Here is a 19239-nt window from a genome sequence, read left to right on the forward strand (position 1 = left end):
CCGCATGCGCGCATCAGGATTCCTCCGTCACGCGCAGTACTTCTTCCAGCGTGGTGTGGCCCTGCAGGGCTTTGGACAGGCCATCCTCATACATGGTGCGCATGCCGGCCGCGCGCGCGATCTGTTCGATCTCGCCCATCCCGGCGCGACGCATCACCGCGCTGCGCAGCGCATCGTTCATCACCAGGAACTCGACGATGGTGGTGCGGCCGAGATACCCGGTGGGCGCTATCGCCGAGGGCTGTGCGCGGTACAGGAAAATCTCCCCCTCCGGCTGCAGCCGGCGCAAGCCGAACTTGTCGATCTCTTCCGGCGAGGCACGGTAGCGCTGCGCATGCTGCGGCTCCAGCCGGCGCACCAGACGCTGGGCGAGGATGCCGTTGATGGTGGAGGTCAGCAGATAATCTTCCACGCCCATGTCCAGCAGGCGGGTGATGCCACCGGCGGCGTTGTTGGTGTGCAGCGTGGAGAGCACCAGGTGGCCGGTGAGCGCGGACTGGATCGCGATGCGGGCCGTTTCCAGATCGCGCATTTCGCCGATCATGATGATGTCCGGATCCTGGCGCACGATGCTGCGCAGCGCATTGGCGAAATCCAGCCCGATCTGCGGTTTGGCCTGGATCTGGTTGATGCCTTCGATCTGGTACTCGACCGGGTCTTCGACAGTGATGATCTTGACGTCGGCGGTATTGAGCTGGCTCAGCGCGGTGTACAGCGTGGTGGTCTTGCCCGAGCCCGTGGGGCCGGTCACCAGCAGGATGCCATGCGGCTGCTCGAGCACCTTGCGGAACTGCGGCAGGAACGCCTCGGTGAAACCCAGCCGATGGAAATCGAACACCACCGTGTCGCGGTCGAGCAGGCGCATCACCACGCTTTCGCCATGCGCGGTGGGCACGCTGCTGACACGCAGATCGAGCTCCTTGCCCTGCACGCGCAGCATGATGCGACCGTCCTGCGGCAGGCGGCGTTCGGCGATGTTGAGCCGCGCCATGATCTTGATGCGGCTGATCACCGCGGCGGTAAGATTGACCGGCGGGCTTTCTCCTTCGATCAGCACGCCATCCACGCGGTAACGCACTTTCAGGCGATTCTCGAACGGTTCGATATGGATATCCGAGGCGCGCAGTTCCACCGCCCGCTGGATGACGAGGTTGACCAGCCGGATCACCGGCGCTTCGGAGGCCAGATCGCGCAGGTGTTCGATGTCGTCGACCGCAGCGCCCTCCCCATCGGCGGTCTCGATGATCGCGCCCATCGCGCTGCGGCCCTGGCCGAACCAGCGCTCGATCAGATCGTCGATCTCCGAGCGCAGGCCCACGTGCAGCCGCACCGGCAGGCCCACCGCCAACTGCACCGCATCGGCCGCATACGGGTCCTGCGGATCGGACAGCCACAGATCGAGCACGCCGTCCTGGAGTACCAGCGGACAGACATGGAATTGTTTGAGGAAACGCAGCGTCAGCGGCAAGCCATCGAGCAGCGTTTCGGGCGGTGCCTCCGGCACAGCCTTGGCATCGAGCAAAGGCAGGCCGAGCACCTCGGCACAGGTCTGTGCATGGTCGCGTTCGGAGACCAGCCCCAGCCGCACCAGCAGACCGAGCAGGCTGCCGCCGGACTCACGGTGCAGCGGACGCGCGCGGGCCAGGTCGCTGTCCTTGAGCCGACCTTTCTCCAGCAATACCCCGACGATGCGGGATTCTGCGGTGGCTTCTGCAGTGGGATCCTGGGCAACCGCGTTCAAGAACATTCTCCTGGCAACCGCTGCGACTTTAGCAGTTCACCGCGATCGTACGCGGGATTGCACGCGGTCCAGATGTAAAAACGGGAGCCCGTCACATGACGGACTCCCGTTGGGCTTTTACCTGTCCTACTGGTTGGCGAGGATGCTCACACCGCTGAACGCGGACTCACCGACCACCTTGATGTAATACGTGCCGGCCACCGGTGCAGTGAAGCGCACCGTTTCACTATTGCCCGGACGCGTGGACTTGGCATCGAACGCCGTCGCGGTCGGCTCCTTGCCTTGGCTCACATACACCGACACATTGCCGCTGCCACCGTAGGTGAGCAGGCTCAACACCTTGCCGGCCTGCGCCTCGAAGCTGTACAGCACTTCGCTGCCACCGGCGCCGCTCAGGCCGCCCACGGCCACTTTGTTGGTCAGCGGCGTGGCCACCGGGCCGCAGTTCTCGGTGCACTCTTCTTCCAGCGCCTTGTCCAGGGCGGCCTTGGCATCGACGATGCCGGTGCCGATCGGGGTGGCGGTCGGGATGGTGACCGGGAAGGCCCGTGCGGTCTGCTTGAGCAGGGCTTCCAGCGCTGCCGGGGTGAGTGGATCCTTGCCGGCCGCCGCGACCGCGCCCTGCACCAGCGCTGCCACCGCCGCGACATGCGGGGAGGCCATCGAGGTGCCGGCCATGCCCATGTAGCTGTAGGCGCCGGAGGTCGGCGTGGTCAGGCCGTTGTAACCGGACTGCCACACGTAGCCGCCCGGATTGCCGTCCACGCTGCCACCGCCGCCCGGGCCGGACAGGTCCACCACGGTGCCGAAGTTGGAGTAGTAGGCGATCCCACCGGTGATGCGGGTGGCGCCGACCGCCACCACGTTGGCGCAGCTGGCCGGCCGGAAATTGGACGCGTTGGAAGCCGAGTTGCCGGCGGCGACCACCACGGTGGTGCCGCGCGACACGGCACCATTGATCGCATCCTGGTACAGCGCATCACACGCGCCGCCGCCGCCCAGGCTCATGTTGATGACTTCGGCCGGATTGGCGTTGGCCGGGATGCCGGCCACCGTGCCACCGGAGGCCCAGGTGATCGCATCGGCGATGTCGGACAGGTAGCCACCGCACTTGCCCAGGACGCGGACCGGCAGCACGCGCGCCTTGTACGCAACGCCAGCCATGCCCACACCGTTGTTGGTCGACTCGGCGATCGTGCCTGCGACGTGGGTGCCGTGCCAGGAGCTGTCATCGGCCAGCGAGCCGGCATAGCACTCGTTGTCGTTCTCGACCCAATCACCGTAATCCAGCGCACCCGGCACGCGCTCGTCGGTCGGACGGCGCGAGGTTTCCGCATCGCTGATGAAGTCGTAACCGGCCAGCAGATTGCCGGAGAAGTCCGGATGCTGCGGCAGGATGCCGGTATCGAGCACCGCCACCACCACGCCTTCGCCCTGGGCGATGTCCCACGCCGCCGGCGCATTGATGCCGCCGGTGGCGCTGTTCAGATGCCACTGGTACTGCGCGTAGTACGGATCGTTCGGCACGAGCTGGGGGGTCGCGTCGCGCGGGCGCACATCGGTGCGCTGCAGCTTCACGTCCACTTCGGCGTACTGCACCGAGGGATCGGCCTTGATCTCGGCCAGCACCTTCTGCAGTTCGGCCGGGCTCAAGCGGCCCTGCAGGCGGACCAGATCGGCCCCGACACCGAGCTTGCGCACGATCTGCGGGTTCACGGCACTGGCACGGCCGGCGGCGGAGCCACCGACACTGGCGCGGGCGACCGCCGACTGCACGGCCGTCAGCTTGGCCGAACGATCCGTGGCCGCAGCGGTGCCGGCGCGGTACTTGACGATGATGCGCTCTGCGCCTTGGGCGGCAGCCGGCTGGCGCACCGGCTCCTTGGCCGGCAGGCCCGCTGCATAGGCGCTGGCGCCTGCGGACAACGACAGCACGGCGGCTGCCAGCACATTGATGCGAAGGTTCTGCTTACTGGTCACGTTGACGTCCTCTTCAAGGTCATGGATCAAACGACTGTTCAGGCCAACACTCCATGCGAGCTCCCTGGCCGGCCCTGGCCAGGGTTCCCGTGACCCGCCCCCTCAGGCCTTGCATTGCGTTGCAACGGGGCCGCGCACGGCCCCGCGTTGAAACGGCTTACCAGCCAAAGCCGGCACCCACGCCGACCGAGCTGTCATCACTGCTGAAGGCACCGCCCAGGGTCACCGTGGCGCGATCACTGAGCGCGCGCTGGTAGCCCAGCGACAGCGCCGATTCGCCGCCCTGGAAACCGACGCCGACACCGACGCGGTTCTGGGTACGCACACCGGCGGCGCTGGTGGCCATGTTGAGCATCGCCGCGCTCATCGCCCCCTGGCGATCAATGCGACGGTCCTGGTGACGCAGGCGCTGATCGATCTCGCCCTTGTAGATGTCGAAGCTGTCGGCCATCGAGGTGAAGCGCTGGTCGGTGTAGCTGTTGGCGGTCGCGATGCCGCCGTCCAGCTGGCCCTTGTTGACCGCATCGGTGGCCTGGGTGCCGGCCGCCACGTTGGCGACCTGGCGCTCGTTGCCGACGCTGCCGACCGAGACCGTATCGGCCCGATCGGCGACCGAGCCCTGGCCCAGTGCCACCGAGTTGGCGGCCGAGGCGGTCGCGCCCTGGCCGATGGCCGTGGCCGAGGCCCCGCTGGCCACTGCACCGTCGCCCATCACCACCGCGTTGACGGCAGCCGGTGCGGCGGCTGGTGCGCTGAGCGGCTCGCTGCCGCCCACGCTGGCGGCGGTGGGCGTGCCCTGCACCGAGGCGATGGCGTCGTCGCTGGTGGCGCTCATGACGCTGGCGTCCGGTGCAACGCTGGCGGTTGCCAGCGCGGCGGTGCGTGCCCGTGCACCGCCACTGCTGCCACCGGCCACGCGCTGATCGAGGTCGCTGACCTTGCGGTCGAGCGCGCCCAGTGCATCGCCCACGTTGCTGTACGTCGCGCCCTGGATCACATAGTTCGGCGCAACGAATACGCCCTGCATGCCGACGCTGGCACCGCCACCGAGGAAGGTGGCGACATCGGTGAGCGATTGGAACAACTGCCCACCGTTGATGGCCTGGCGGCTGCCGGACGCGATCGAGCCGCTGCCGACGTTGTCCAGCGTGGTGCCCTGCAAACCCGACAGGGTCAGCGTGTCGCGACTGCTGTCGTCATAGGTCAGCGCATTGGCGGTGACGTTCTCGACCGAGCCGATGCGGGTGTCGATGTCGCCCACCTGGGTTTCCACCGCGCCGACCCGCTGGTTGGTGGTGTTGAGCTGGCCGCCGGTTACGGCATCCGTGCTGCCCGCGGCGATGCGACCGGCACCGACATTGACGATGCGGCGCGTGGCCGGGCCGTCCGTGCCGTTGCCGCCACCGACCGACACCACATTGGCTTCCACCGCGCGCGAACCGGCACCCAGCGCCACCGCGTTGGCACCGGAGACACCTGCCGCCGAACCGATCGCGATGCTGTTGGCCCCGTTGCTGGCGAACGCACCGTTGCCGATCGCCACACCGTTGGTCGCATTGGTCGATGCCTGGCGGCCCAGCACGGTGCTGTTGGCACCGCGTGCCGAGGCATCGGCACCGACCGCCGTGGCCCCGGTCGCCGAGGCGACGGCCGCGGTCCCCAGCGCACTGCTGCGTGTCGCACTGGCGGTGGCACCGGAGCCGGCGGCAAGTGCGTCACTGCCGCTGGCCGTGGCGACACCGCTGCCGCTGGCCTGGAAGTGCTTGCCCACCGCATCGGCAGTGGCAGCGACCCGGTCCAGCTGCGCCTTGTTGACCGCATCGGTGGATTCTGCACCCTCGGCCACGTTCGTGATCTGGCGCTCCGAACCGGCCGCCCCCACCGAGACCGTGCGGGCCCGGTCTGCCACCGAGGCGGTGCCGATGGCGACGCTGTCGGCGGCGGTGGCCGCACTGTTGAAACCGACCGCCACCGCGCCCTCGGCGCTGCTGGTGCTCATCGCGCCCAGGCTGACGGAGTTGTCCGAGCTGGCACGCGCACCGCCACCCAGGGCGATCGCATCCACACCATCGGCGACGGTATTGCGGGTAATCAGCGCACCGTCGATGACGCCAGCGTAGATGCCACCGACCGCGATCGCGCGGTCTTCGGTCGAGGTTGCATAGGTGCCCACGGCGATGGCGTTCTGCGCCCCGCTGTTGACGCCGGACAGCGTACCGACCGCGATGCCGTTGATCCCGTCTTCGCCCACGCTGGCCAGCGTACCGACGGCGACCGAACTGCTCGCCCCGGCCTGGCTGAGTGCGCCAACGGCCACGCCCAGCGCCCCGCTGGCGTTGGCCAGTTGACCGGCCGCCAGGCTGCCCGCTCCCTGCGCCGAGGCTTCGCGCCCCAAGGCCAGGCTGGAGTCACCGCTGGCGGAACTCCCATAGCCGGAGGCAGAGGCGTAATCGGCCGTTGCGCTGCTGCCGTAGCCACTCGCGCTGGCATAGTTGCCCAGCGCGGTGGCGCCACTGCCGAGCGCGCTGGCACCATTGCCGATGGCGTTGGCGGCCTCACCGGCAGCCAGCGCGTTGTCGCCTTCCACATACGCACCGGCATCGCTGTCGGCGCTGCCCGACGCCTGGAAGTACCGGCTGGTGTTGCCGGCGACATCGGCGACTGCAGTGAGCTGATCGACATTGACCGCGTCGGTGCCTTCCGTACCCGCGGCGACGTTGGTGATCTGGCGTTGTGCGGTGGCCGTGCCGACGGAGACGGAATTGTCACGGTCGGCGACGGACCCGGCACCCAGTGCCACGCTGTTCACGCCTTCTGCGCTGGCGCTGGCGCCCAACGCGGTGGCACTGCCTGCATCGGCCCACGAGTTCCAGCCGATCGCGGTGGCGTAGTCATCGGTCGCCCAGGCGCCTGCACCGAAGGCCGATGCCCCCGTACCCGAGGCGCGCGACGGCAGCAGACCGAAGAAGGTCGTGCCACCGATCGCCACGCTCTCATCGCCGGTGGCTTCGGAGTACTCGCCGACCGCCACCGCACCCGAACCGGACGCAATCGAGGCCGCACCGACCGCTACGGCGTAGGCATTGGAGGCCACCGCACCATAGCCCAGCGCCGACGAGAGCTGGCCGGTTGCTTCGCTGTAGCTGCCGAAGGCCGAGGCACCGGCTTCGGACGCGCTGGCGCGGAAGCCATTGGCGGTCGCCTGCTGGCCCTCTGCGGTGGCCTGGCTGCCGGTGGCCGTGGCGTAGGCGCCCGCGGCCTGCGCGCCTGCACCCGTGGCAGTGGCGCCGATATCGCTGGCGCTGGCGCCGTTACCGATGGCGACGCTGTCTTCGCCGGTGGCCTGCGCGTCGCTGCCCAGTGCTGCGGCACCTTCGGCACTTGCCAATGCGTTGAAGCCGACCGCGGTGGCATTGTCGGCGATGGCGGTGGCGCCACTGCCGAGCGCGCTGGCGCCGTCGCCGATGGCGTTGGCGGCCTCACCGGCAGCCAGCGCGTTGTCGCCTTCCACATACGCACCGGCATCGCTGTCTGCGCTGCCGCTGGCCTGGAAGTACTTGCTGGTGGCCTCGGCGGTGGCCGCCACCTCCTTCAGCTGCGCGACGTTGACCGCATCGGTGTCGTCAGTACCGGCACCGACGTTGGTGATCTGCCGGTCGATGGCCTGATGCACCACGCCCGCCGCATCGGTCCAGGCCTGTGCGGCGCCCACCGACACCGCATTGGCACGATCGGCCAGCGAACCGGCGCCGAGCGCGACGCTGTTGTCGGCGTCCTTGGTGGTCCAGGTGTTGCTGCCGACCACGGTGGAATTCACCGCCTGCGCGTAGCTGTTGTAGCCCACCACGGTGGCACCATCTTCGGTCGCCCAGGCTTCACTGCCGATGGCAGTGGTCTGGATGCCCTGGGTCGCGCTCCCGGCATCCGCACCGGCCAGCGCATTGAAGCCCACGGCCACGCCATCCTCGGCGGTGGCGGCGTTGTTGCCCACGGCCACGCCGTACAACCCGGCGTTGGCCTGCACGCCAAAGGCGGCGCCAGCGATATCCGCGCGCGTGCCCTGACCCACGGCGGTGGCAACATCGGCGGCCTGCGTATTGCTGCCCAGTGCGGTACCGAAGAAGCCCGCGTTGGCGTTGGCACCGAACGCACTGGCCTGCCAGCCGTCCGCCGTGGCGAAGTTGCCGATCGCGGTGGACTCGCGCCCCAGCGCCCAGGCGCCATACCCCACCGCCGTGGCGGCCAGACCGCTGGCCTCGGCGCCAGCACCGACCGCGACGGCACCAAAGCCCTGCGACAGCGAGCCGCCGCCGATGGCGACCGACGCCGCACCGGACGCCGCACTCAGATCGCCGATCGCCACCGCGCCAGCGGCGCTGCTGTTGGCATTGCTGCCGATCGCCACGGCGTGGTCTGCGGTGACCGTGGCATTGAAGCCCAGTGCCGTGGCTTCGTTGGCGATCACGGTGCTGCCACTGCCAAGCGCGGTGGCACCGTTGCCGATGGCGTTGGCGGCCTCACCGGCGGCCAGCGCGTTGTCACCTTCCACATAGGCACCGGCATCGCTGTCGGCGCTGCCACTGGCCTGGAAATACTTGCTGGTCGTCGCGGCCGCATCGGCTACTGCATTCAACTGATTCACGTTCACCGCATCGGTGCCGTCCGTACCGGCAGCGACGTTGGTGATCTGGCGCTGCGCATCGGCACTGCCCACCGAGACGCTGTCGTCGCGGTCAGCGATCGAGTCGGCACCCAGCGCCACGCTGTTGGCGCCACTGGAAGTCGCTGCGTTGCCGAGTGCGGTGCTGTTCACGCCCGACGACCACGCCCCACCACCGACGGCCGTGGAGTAATTGCCTGAGGCTTCGGTGGGCAGCAGGCCGAACAGCGCGCCACCGACGGCCACGCTGTTGGTGCCGCTGGCCAGGCTGCCCTGGCCGGTCGCGGTGCTGTACGCGCCGGAGGCTTCGGCATCGCCGCCGAGCGCGACGCTGTTGGAGCCGGTCGCCTGGGCGAAACTGCCGAGCGCGGTCGCGTTGAAGGCGGAGGCCACCGCGTAACCGCCGATCGCGGTGGTGTAATTGGCGGTCGCTTCGGAAGCGAACCCGTACCCCGCGGAGAGAGTGCCGCTGACCACGCTTTCCGCGCCGACGGCCGTCGCACCCTCACCGCTGGCGCTGCTGAAGTAGCCCAGGGCCACCGACTCCTCACCGGCCGCGTCGGACAGTGCACCACCGGCCAGGCTGCCGGCGCCGGAGGCGACGCTGGCCGCACCCGTCGCGGTGCTCTGCTCGCCGGAAGCCAGACTCTCTGCACCAGTCGCCGTCGCGTACTCGGCGGTCGCCTGTGCGTTGGCGCCCGTTGCGCTTGCATTGGCAGCGCTGGCGACGGCGTTGAAGCCGACGGCACTGGCGTTGTCGGCCAAGGCGAAGGCGCCGCTGCCGATCGCCGATGCACCGGTGCCGGCTGCGAAGCTGCTCGAACCGACCGCGGTGGCGTAGTCGCCATCGGTCGCCGCGTTTGCACCGGCGGCCACACTCTCCTCGCCACCTGCGACGGCAACACCGTCACCGCTGGCCTGGAACCGGTCCGTCGCGGCGGTCAGCTGATCCAGATTGACGGCATCGCTGCCCTCGGTTCCGGCGGCAACCTGGGTGATCTGGCGCTGCCGGCCATCGTTGCCGACCGAGACGGTGTAGGCACGGTCGGCGACCGAACCCGCGCCGAGCGCCACGGTATTGGAAGCGCTGGCATTGCTGCCCGCACCGATACCGATCGCGCTTTCACCGCCGGCGACCACGTTGGTGCCGATGGCGATGCTGTTGATGCTGTTGCCCAAGGCCTGGAAGCCGACGGCGACGCTGTTGTCGCCGTAGCCGAAGGCACCGCGGCCAAGCGCGGTGGAACTGCTGCCGCGTGCCCAGCTGTTGTAGCCGATCGAGGTGGACCCGGTACCGCTGGCCCACGCCGACTGACCCACTGCCGTGGCGTTGGCTTCGGTGGCCCACGCACTGGAACCGAAGGCGGTGGCGCCATCGGCAGTGGCCCACGCGTACGCGCCGGTTGCCGTGGTTTCTTCACCGCTGGCGAAGGCGTTGTCGCCCTGCGCCACACTGTAATCGCCGGTGGCGCGTGCCTTGTAGCCACTGGCCAGGCTGTTGCTGCCAGTGGCCTGTGCGCCGCTGCCGAACGCATTGCTGGTGGTGCCGGTAGCCTGTGCACCGGCACCGACCGCCACGCTGTCCGGCGCCGCGGTGGCACCGATCAGGATCGCATTGCCCTGGTCATCCACCAGCGGCTGGTTGTACTCGTCATACGCCTGGCCCAGGCCACCAATGGCCACGCTGCCGTTGCCGGTGGCGCTGCTGTTGCGGCCCAGCGCGACGGTGTCATCGCCGACCGCGGTCGCACCACCGCCGACCGCCGTTGCCCCGGCCCCCAGCGCATTGCTGGCTTCACCGGCCGCCAGCGCATCCTCGCCATCGGCGAAGGCACCGACCGCACCGCTGGCCGCACCGTTCGCCTTGAACTGCGCCGAGGTTGCCGAGGCCGAGGTCGCAACCGCATCAAGCTGCGCCTTGTTGACCGCATCCGTGGCTTCGGTACCGGCCGCGACGCTGGTGATCTGACGTTCGTTGCCGACGTCACCTACCGAGACCGTGTTGTCCCGGGTGGCGGTGGAGTTGGCGCCGAGGGCGACGCTGTTCGCGCCGCGCGCAGTGCTGTAGAAGCCCACCGCCGTGCTCAGTTCACCGCTGGCCCAGGTCTCTGCGCCGAGTGCGGTGGCGCCCTCGCCCGGAGCGTAGGCAAAGTAGCCCACGGCCGTCGCTTCGGTGCCCGAGGCTTCGCTCAACGTACCGTTGGCCACGGCGTAATCGCCGCTGGCGATCGCACCGGCCCCCACCGCGGTGGCGGCTTCGCCACTGGCCTGGGTCTGCACGAAGAAGCCCAGGCCCGGCAGCAGATCCGCCGGCCCCCCGATGGCGGTACTGCTGTTGCCGGTCGCCACGCTCTGCGTACCGACCGCCGTGGAATAGTCGCCGGTGGCATTGGCCACCGCGCCGAACGCCGAGGCCTGTGCACCGGCGGCGTAAGCGCCCACACCATACGAGGACGATGCGAAGCCTGCGGCTTCCGCACTCGCGCCGACTGCGGTGCCGCCCACGCCAGCGCTGGTTGCGCCGGTATCGACCGGCACCCCGCCATTGGTGATCAGCGGGTTGCCGTCGGCATCCACCGCCGCCCCACCCACGGCCACGCTGCCCGGGCCATTGGCCTGCGCGTTGGTGCCGAAGGCTGCACTGTTCTGACCGGTGGCGCTGGCGTTGTAGCCGACGGCCGTCGCGTTCTGCGCAGTGACCGTGGCGCCGCTGCCGAGCGCGGTCGCGCCGTCGGCCAGCGCGTTGGATGCTTCACCGATCGCGGTCGCGTTGTCGCCTGCCGCAAGCGCACCGGCATCGCTGTCGCTGCTGCCGGTGGCCTGGAAATACTTGTTCGTGTTGGCGGCGACCGCACCGACCTCATCGAGCTGTGCCTTGTTCACCGCATCGCTGTCTTCGGTGCCATCGGCAAGGTTGGTGATCTGGCGACGCAGGCCATTGTCCGCATTGCCGACCGACACCGTGTCGACGCGATCGGCGTACGAGCCGGCACCGAGTGCCACGCTACCCACCGCAACCGCCGCCGAATTCGCGCCGAGCGTCGCGCTGAAATCCGCGACCGCGACGCTGAACGCCCCCACCGCCACCGAGGCTTCGCCTGCGCTGGCCGCACCGCGGCCGAGCGAGGTGCTGCCCGGCCCGATGGCCAGTGCACCGCCACCGATCGCGGTCGCACCGTCGGCGCTGGCTTCGGCCAGACCACCGATCGCCGTTGCTGCGCCGTTCTCGCTGGCGGCCACCGCCGATGCACCCAGGGCGACATCACCCAGACCAAACGCTGCGGCGCTCTGGCCGAGCGCGATGCTGGCATCACCGAAAGCCATGCTGCCCTGCCCGAACGAACTCGCCCCGAGGCCGACGGCCAAGGCCTCGCCGCCCACTGCGGTGGTCGCATTGCCGATGGCCTGGCTGCCGCGGCCCAGTGCCGTTGCGCCGTCGCCATCGGCGTTGGCACTGGCCCCAGCGGCCAGTGCACCCTCGCCATCGATCTTCGCCGCGTCGCTGTCGTTGCCGTCACCATCGGCCTTGAAATAGCGGGTCGCGCCTTCGGCAGCGACCGCAACCTTGTCCAGCTGCGCCTTGTTCACCGCATCCGTTGCCGTGGTCCCTGCGGCCACGTTGGTGACCTGCCGTTCCTTGCCTGCGTCACCCACCGAAACCGTGTTGGCACGGTTGGTCTTCGAGCCGGCGCCGAGCGCCACGCTGTTCGCCCCGGAGGCGGTGCTGTTGCTGCCGATCGCGACCGCATTCGTGCCCGATGCCGTGGCGTTGCCATCGACCACGCAGCTGTCGACGATGCCGCTGTTGAGCACCAGGCAGTTCGCATTCCCACCCACTTCCACCGACTGCGCGTGCGCTGTCAGCGTGGCGCCTGCCGTGCCCAATCCGAGCGTCAACGCGATGGCGGCCGAGAGCAGTGCGGTGTTGCGTCCGCCAGAGGTTCGGCGTTGATCGATGACGACACCCGAGGACTGGCTGCTGGCCAATTCCGAGGCGACGACCATCTGCCCCAGTGCTTTGTTCCAGACCTTGCGATAAATCCGATTCATCGATGCGGCTCCTGATTAGGCTGGTTTTAGGCAAAGCGACGCCAACGCCGGACCGCGTGGTCCAACGTCCCCTGGGGGCGTTTTTCGCTTGATTTACTGCGTTGTGCGCAATGGCTGGCAGATACCTACAGCGTGCTCGCCATCCATGCGGTTACTGTGGAACTGAACGCTGTCGAAATGAGGATGCAGTGTTAACGTACAGTTTCAATAACGTCAAGACTTTGACGTTGATTTTCATATGACCGTGTCGCGCGTCACAAAAACGCCGCGTTATTGCGCATTTTTGTTAGCTGCATGTGAGCAAACGATATAACGGATTTTCACGTTGTAACGCCGTGTAACTCATTGCTCCCGATCAGTTTGTGCCCCACACAAAAGAAAACCGCCGGACAGGCCGGCGGTTTCTTCACGCGATTTTCACTGCATCGATTTTGATGCGGTGCGCAGTATCAGCCGCACCATACTCTTGCGTTGCGGAACATCCGCAGCCACGGTGAATCACCGTTCCAGTCATCCGGATGCCAGCTGTGGTTGATCGCACGCGGGGTACGCTCCGGGTGCGGCATCATGATCGTGGTGCGGCCATCGGTGGTGGTCAGGCCGGTGATGCCGTCGGGCGAGCCGTTCGGATTCAGCGGGTACTGGGTGGCCACGTTGCCATCGCCATCGATGTAACGCAGCGATACGCGCGCCGCGGCCTGATCGATTGCATTGGCGAACACCGCCTGGCCTTCGCCGTGCGCCACCGCGACCGGCAGGCGCGAGCCGGCCATGCCACGCAGCAGGATCGACGGCGATTCCACCACTTCCAGCAACGCGGTGCGCGCTTCGAACTGCTCGCTGCGGTTGCGGCGGAACTGCGGCCAGTGCTCGGCACCGGGGATGATGTCCTTCAGCTGGCTCATCATCTGGCAGCCGTTGCACACGCCCAAGGCGAAGCTGTCCTCGCGGGCGAAGAATGCGGCGAAGGCATCCCGCAGCGCGCTGCGCTCCAGCACCGAGGTGGCCCAACCGCGGCCGGCACCGAGCACGTCGCCGTAGCTGAAGCCGCCACAGGCCACCAGACCGGTGAAATCGGACAGTGCGACACGGCCTTCGATCAGGTCGCTCATGTGCACGTCGAACGAACTGAAGCCAGCACGTTCGAAGACGTTCGCCATTTCGATCTGGCCGTTGACGCCCTGCTCGCGCAGCACCGCCACACGCGGACGCGCGCCGGTGTTGATGAAGGGCATCGCCACGTCTTCGCTGATATCGAAGGTCAGCTTGGGCTTCAGGCCCGGAGCGTTGAAGTTGCGCGCGATCGCACGCTCCTGGTCGGCGTTGTCCGGGTTGTCGCGCAGCTTCTGCATGGCGTGGGTGACCGACCACCAGGCATCGAACAGCGCTTCCCAGCGCCACTCGACCAGGCTTTCGCCCTGCAGCGAGACACGCACCACCGGGGCGGTGGTCGGACGCGCGATGCGCTGCGCGCATTCGGTCAGTGCATGACGCTCGACCAGATCAGCAAACGCGGCACGATCTTCCTTGGCGATCTGCACCACCGCACCCAGCTCTTCATTGAACAGGCTGCGGAACGGATCATCGCCCCAGGCGTCCAGGGTGATATCCAGGCCCAGGCGCGAGGCGAAAGCCATTTCGCACAGCACGGCGAACGCACCGCCATCGCTGCGGTCGTGATAGGCCAGCAGCAGGCCGGCCTGGCGCGCATCGCGGATCAGTTCGAAGAAGGCACGCAGGCGCTGTGCATCGTCCAGATCCGGCACGGCACCGGCGAAGGCCGGCAGTGCGGAATGGTCGGCGTGCACCTGGGCCAGGATCGAGCCGCCCAGGCGCTGTTTGCCCGCCCCCAGGCCGATCAGCCACAGCTCGCTGTCGGCGTCACGGTCCAGCAGCGGGGTCAGCTGGCCGGTCGCATCGGCAACCGGCGCGAACGCCGAGATCACCAGCGACACCGGCGACACCGACTTGTGCGCCTGGCCGTCGGCCTGCCACTGCGCCTGCATGGAGAGTGAGTCCTTGCCGACCGGAATGCTCAGGTCCAGCTGCGGGCACAGCTCCATGCCGACCGCACGCACCGCGTCATACAGCAGCGCGTCTTCACCGTGATGGCCAGCCGCGGCCATCCAGTTGGCCGACAGCTTCACCGTTTCCAGTGCATCCACCGGCGCCGCACACAGGTTCGTGATCGCTTCACCGACCGCCATGCGCGCCGACGCAGCCGCGTCCAGCAGGGCCAACGGGGTGCGCTCGCCGATCGCCATGGCTTCACCGGCCACGCTGTCGAAACCGGCCAGGGTGATGGCAACGTTGGCCAGCGGCAGCTGCCACGGGCCGATCATCTGTTCGCGCGCGGTCAGGCCACCGACGCTGCGGTCGCCGATGGTGACCAGGAAGTTCTTCGAGGCCACCGAGGGATGGGCCAGCACGCGCAGACCGGCTTCATGCAGGTCCAGCCCGGCGGTCTTCAGCGCCGGCCAGCGCGGTGCCGCCGGGTGCACGGTGTCGCGATGCATCTTCGGCGCCTTGCCGAACAGCACGTCCATCGGCAGATCGATCGGGGCATCCGCCGGGGTATTGCCCACGGTGGCGCCGTACGCCACGACGAGCCGCTCTTCAGCGGTGGCGACACCAACGGCGGCGAACGGGCAACGTTCGCGCGCGCACAGCGCGGCGAACTCGGCCAGGCGTGCCTGCGGCACACCGAGCACGTAGCGTTCCTGCGATTCGTTGCACCACAACTGCATCGGCGACAGTGACGGGTCATCGGCGGGCACCTTGCCCAGATCGATCACACCGCCCACGCCGGAGTCATGCAGCAGCTCGGGAATCGCGTTGGACAGGCCACCGGCGCCCACGTCATGGAACCAGCGGATCGGGTTGTCCAGACCGAGCGCGACGCAGCGGTCGATCACTTCCTGGCAGCGACGCTCCATTTCCGGGTTGTCGCGCTGCACGCTGGCGAAATCGAGGTCTTCGGCGCTCTCACCGGAGGCCACTGAACTGGCAGCACCGCCGCCGAGACCGATCAGCATCGCTGGGCCACCCAGCACGATCACCGCATCGCCGGGCTGCAGGCGCAGCTTCTCGACCTGGTTCTGGTCGATCGCGCCGAGGCCACCGGCCAGCATGATCGGCTTATCGTAGGCGCGGGTCAGGCCCTCGCCTTCGGGCAGTTCGAAGCTGCGGAAGTAGCCGAGCAGATTCGGGCGGCCGAACTCGTTGTTGAACGCGGCGCCGCCGAGCGGGCCGTCCAGCATGATGTCCAGCGCCGGGGCCATGCGCGGGTTCAGCGCGCGCGGCGCCTCCCACGGCTGCGGCAGGGTCGGGATGCGCAGGTGCGAGACCGAGAAACCGGTCAGGCCGGCCTTGGGCTTGCCGCCACGGCCGGTCGCGCCTTCATCGCGGATCTCACCGCCCGCACCGGTGGCCGCACCCGGGAACGGGGCGATCGCGGTCGGGTGGTTGTGTGTTTCCACCTTGATGCAGAACGCCGAATCGACCACGGCCTCGCTGCGGTACTGGCCGGTGGCCGGATCAGGGCGATAGCGCGCGGCCGGGAAGCCGGCCACCACCGCAGCGTTGTCGCTGTAGGCGCTCAACGTGTGCTGCGGGGTCTGCTGGTGGGTGTTCTTGATCATCCGGAACAGCGAGTGCGACTGGTCGGCACCGTCGATGGTCCAGCTGGCATTGAAGATCTTGTGGCGGCAGTGCTCGGAGTTGGCCTGCGCGAACATCATCAGTTCCACGTCCGACGGCTTGCGGCCCAACGCGCCGAAGCGCTGGCGCAGGTAGTCGATCTCGTCCTGGGCCATGGCCAGGCCGAGGCGGCTGTTGGCTGCCTCCAGATCTTCCAGGGCGATCCGTTCCAGCTCACCACGCGCCGGGGCGCTGAACAGCGCCTGCGCCTGGGCGGTCTCGGCCAGCACGGACTGGGTCATCGGGTCATGCAGCGCGCGGATCACCGCTTCCTGCGCGGCGGCATCGGCCGGCCAGCCGGCCAGATCGATGCGCAGGCCACGTTCGACCCGGCGGATCGGTTGCCCGGCACCGCGGACCAGCTCGGTGGCCTTGCTCGACCACGGCGACAGCGTGCCCAACCGCGGCACCACGAAGCGCGATACCGCCCCGTCCTCGCACCCGGCCAGCGCCGGCTGCGCTTCCAGGATCCGGCTCAGGATCGCCGGGTCCGGGGCCGCATCGCCCTCGGTCTGGATGAAGTAGACATGCCAGGCACCGGTGATGCGCAGATCGGCGGCCAGGGACTGCAGGCGGGATTCAAGACGTTCGCGGCGGAACGGCGAAAGGGCGGATGCGCCCTCGAGGACCATCATGTCCGGGGAACCGTGGTTGGGAACGGGGCCCACTATTGTACCCAAGTCGGCCGCCGCGGCCCGGCCCTGGGGATCGGCCGGCGTGGGGCCGCGGACGACACCGTTCACACGCGAACCATCGACTGGTTCACGGATTGCATGTCGATTACATGACAACGTTATCACCACCTGGCCCAGCGCCAGGTGCCGTCCGTCCCCCACGTCGTTGCCGGCCTCTCTCACCGGCGCCCGGACCTGCTGCACGCATGCCGCCATCCCGGCGGCATGCGCACACCACCTGATCGGAGACCGACCATGCCAGACCCGATTGCGCGCCGTGCAGTGACATCGTTTTCCTCCCCCGCCCTGCTTCCGCGCCGAAGGCGCTGGTTGCTGGCGCTGGCCTTGGCCGCTGCCGCCGGCACGCCCACACTGGTGCAGGCCGCGAACTGTACCGGGGCGCCCGAGTGGAATGGCGCGGCCATCTATCTGGCCGGCCAGACCCTGCAGAAAGGCGGCGTGCTGTACCGCGCCAACCAGGACATCTGGAATGCCCCCCCCGACCACCCGGCCGGTGCGCCCTACTACACCAACCTCGGTGCCTGCGATGGCAGCGGCAGCAACCAGCCGCCCAGCGTCGCGCTGACCTCGCCCGCCGCCGGGGCCAGCTTCACCGCCGGCAGCAGCATCACGGTCAGCGCCAATGCCAGCGATACCGACGGCAGCATCAGCAAGGTCGAGTTCTTCCGCGGCGGTACCTCGCTGGGCATCGACACCAGCGCGCCCTACAGCGTGGTCTGGAGCAATGCCTCGGCCGGCAGCCACACCTTCAAGGCGGTGGCGACCGACAACAACAACGCGGTGACCTCCTCGGCCACCGTCAATGTGACCGTCACCGCGGCCAGCAACGACACATCGCCCCCCAGCGTCCCGGGCGGACTGGCTTCCCCGTCCAGGACCGCCACGACGGTGAACCTGGCCTGGAACGCGGCCACCGACAACAGCGGCGGCAGCGGTGTGGCCGGCTACGACGTGTACCGCAACGGCAGCCTGGTCGGTTCGCCCAGCGCCACCCAGTACACCGATGGCGGCCTTACCGCGAGCACGGCCTATACCTACACGGTGCGGGCACGCGACAACGCCGGCAATGCCTCGGCGCAGAGCGGCTCGATCAGCGTGACCACGGCCGCCGGTGGCGGCGGGGGTAGCACCAAGCGGGTGATCGGCTACTTCACCCAGTGGGGCATCTACGGCCGCAATTACCAGGTCAAGAACATCGACACCAGCGGCTCGGCGGCGAAGCTGACCCACATCAATTACGCCTTCGGCAACGTGCGCAACAACCGCTGCGAAGTGGGCGTGACCCAGGCCTCCGATTCGAACACCGGCGTGGGCGGCGATGCCTACGCCGATTACGGCAAGTCCTTCGCTGCCGGCGATAGCGTCAGCGGCACGGGCGACACCTGGGACCAGCCACTGCGGGGCAACTGGAACCAGCTCAAGCAGCTCAAAGCCAAACACCCGAACGTAAAAGTGCTGATCTCGCTGGGCGGCTGGACCTGGTCGCGCGGCTTCTCCAGCGCGGCGCAGCCGGCCAACCGGCAGGCGTTCGTGGCCTCATGCATCGATGCCTACATCAAAGGCAACCTGCCGGTGGCCGACGGTGCGGGCGGTGCGGGTGCGGCGCTCGGCGTGTTCGACGGCATCGACATCGACTGGGAGTATCCGGTGGCCTGCGGGCTGAGCTGCGGGACGCCGGCCGACAACGCCAACTTCACCGCGCTGCTGGCCGAATTCCGCCGCCAACTCGATGCAGTGCGGCCCGGCCTGCTGCTGACGGTGGCCGTCGGTGCCGGCGTGGACAAGGTGCGCGTGACCGATCCGGCCAGCTACCACCCGTACCTGGATTTCATCAACGTGATGACCTACGACTTCCACGGCGCGTGGGATCCGCAGACCAACCATCACTCGGCCCTGTTCGATTCACCGGCTGATCCCTCCACCGGCGACCAGAAGCTCTACAACAGCAACGATGCGATGGAAGCCTTCCTCAGCCGCGGGGTGCCGGCCAGCAAGTTGAACCTGGGCATCGGCTACTACGGGCGTGGCTGGACTGGCGTGGCCAGCGGCAACAACGGGCTCTACAAGAGCGCCAGCGGCGCGGCACCGGGCACCTACGAAGCCGGTATCGAAGATTGGAAGGTGCTCAAGAACCTCAACTGGCCGGTGTACACCGACAACATCGCCAAGGCCACGTGGATCTCCAACGGCACCACGTTCTGGAGTCTGGATACGCCGGCCATGATCACCGAGAAGATGGGCTATGTGAAAGCACAGGGCCTGGGCGGCGCATTCTTCTGGGAGTTCAGCGGCGATGATGCGCAGGGCACCCTGACCAAGGCGATCAGTGACGGCTTGAAGTGACACCGTCGCGCGGGACGCTGCCTCGCTGATCGAGCAGGCCGCTCCTCCGCTGACAGAAAAACGCCCCGGCC

Annotated in this window: 5 protein-coding genes; 1 reads left to right on the forward strand and 4 read right to left on the reverse strand. The window is 68.3% G+C overall.

The features are described from left to right. Positions 1-13: 13 nt before the first annotated feature. The 4 genes from gspE to purL all read right to left on the reverse strand — a co-directional run bounded on the left by gspE (position 14) and on the right by purL (position 16765). A complete protein-coding gene (gspE, locus tag AC1DIQ_RS14425; RefSeq protein ID WP_282258083.1) occupies positions 14-1741 on the reverse strand; it encodes a type II secretion system ATPase GspE in 1728 nt (575 codons plus the stop codon). Between the two features lie 126 nt (positions 1742-1867). Beyond that, positions 1868-3721, reverse strand: a complete 1854-nt coding sequence (locus AC1DIQ_RS14430) for a S8 family peptidase (RefSeq protein ID WP_461770655.1) — start codon at positions 3719-3721, stop codon at positions 1868-1870. Between the two features lie 157 nt (positions 3722-3878). Next, complete coding sequence (locus AC1DIQ_RS14435) at positions 3879-12431, reverse strand: ESPR-type extended signal peptide-containing protein (RefSeq protein ID WP_478050278.1); 8553 nt, start codon at positions 12429-12431, stop codon at positions 3879-3881. Positions 12432-12880: 449 nt separating this feature from the next. Then, positions 12881-16765 carry a phosphoribosylformylglycinamidine synthase gene (gene purL, locus AC1DIQ_RS14440; protein WP_478050279.1) on the reverse strand — a complete coding sequence of 1295 codons (3885 nt, stop codon included), beginning with the start codon at positions 16763-16765 and terminating at the stop codon, positions 12881-12883. Positions 16766-17059: 294 nt separating this feature from the next. Between purL and AC1DIQ_RS14445 the strand changes: the two genes are divergently transcribed. Then, on the forward strand, positions 17060-19168 hold the full coding sequence (locus AC1DIQ_RS14445) for a glycosyl hydrolase family 18 protein (RefSeq protein ID WP_478050280.1): 2109 nt from the start codon (positions 17060-17062) through the stop codon (positions 19166-19168). Positions 19169-19239: the final 71 nt, after the last annotated feature.

The sequence above is a fragment of the Stenotrophomonas sp. 05L413 genome, from assembly GCF_056397945.1.

Excerpts from the sequence above, each read along its gene's own strand:
- AC1DIQ_RS14435 (WP_478050278.1), bottom strand. The coding sequence starts at position 12,431 with ATGAATCGGATTTATCGCAAGGTCTGGAACAAAGCACTGGGGCAGATG.
- purL (WP_478050279.1), bottom strand. The coding sequence starts at position 16,765 with ATGATGGTCCTCGAGGGCGCATCCGCCCTTTCGCCGTTCCGCCGCGAA.
- AC1DIQ_RS14445 (WP_478050280.1), top strand. The coding sequence starts at position 17,060 with ATGCCAGACCCGATTGCGCGCCGTGCAGTGACATCGTTTTCCTCCCCC.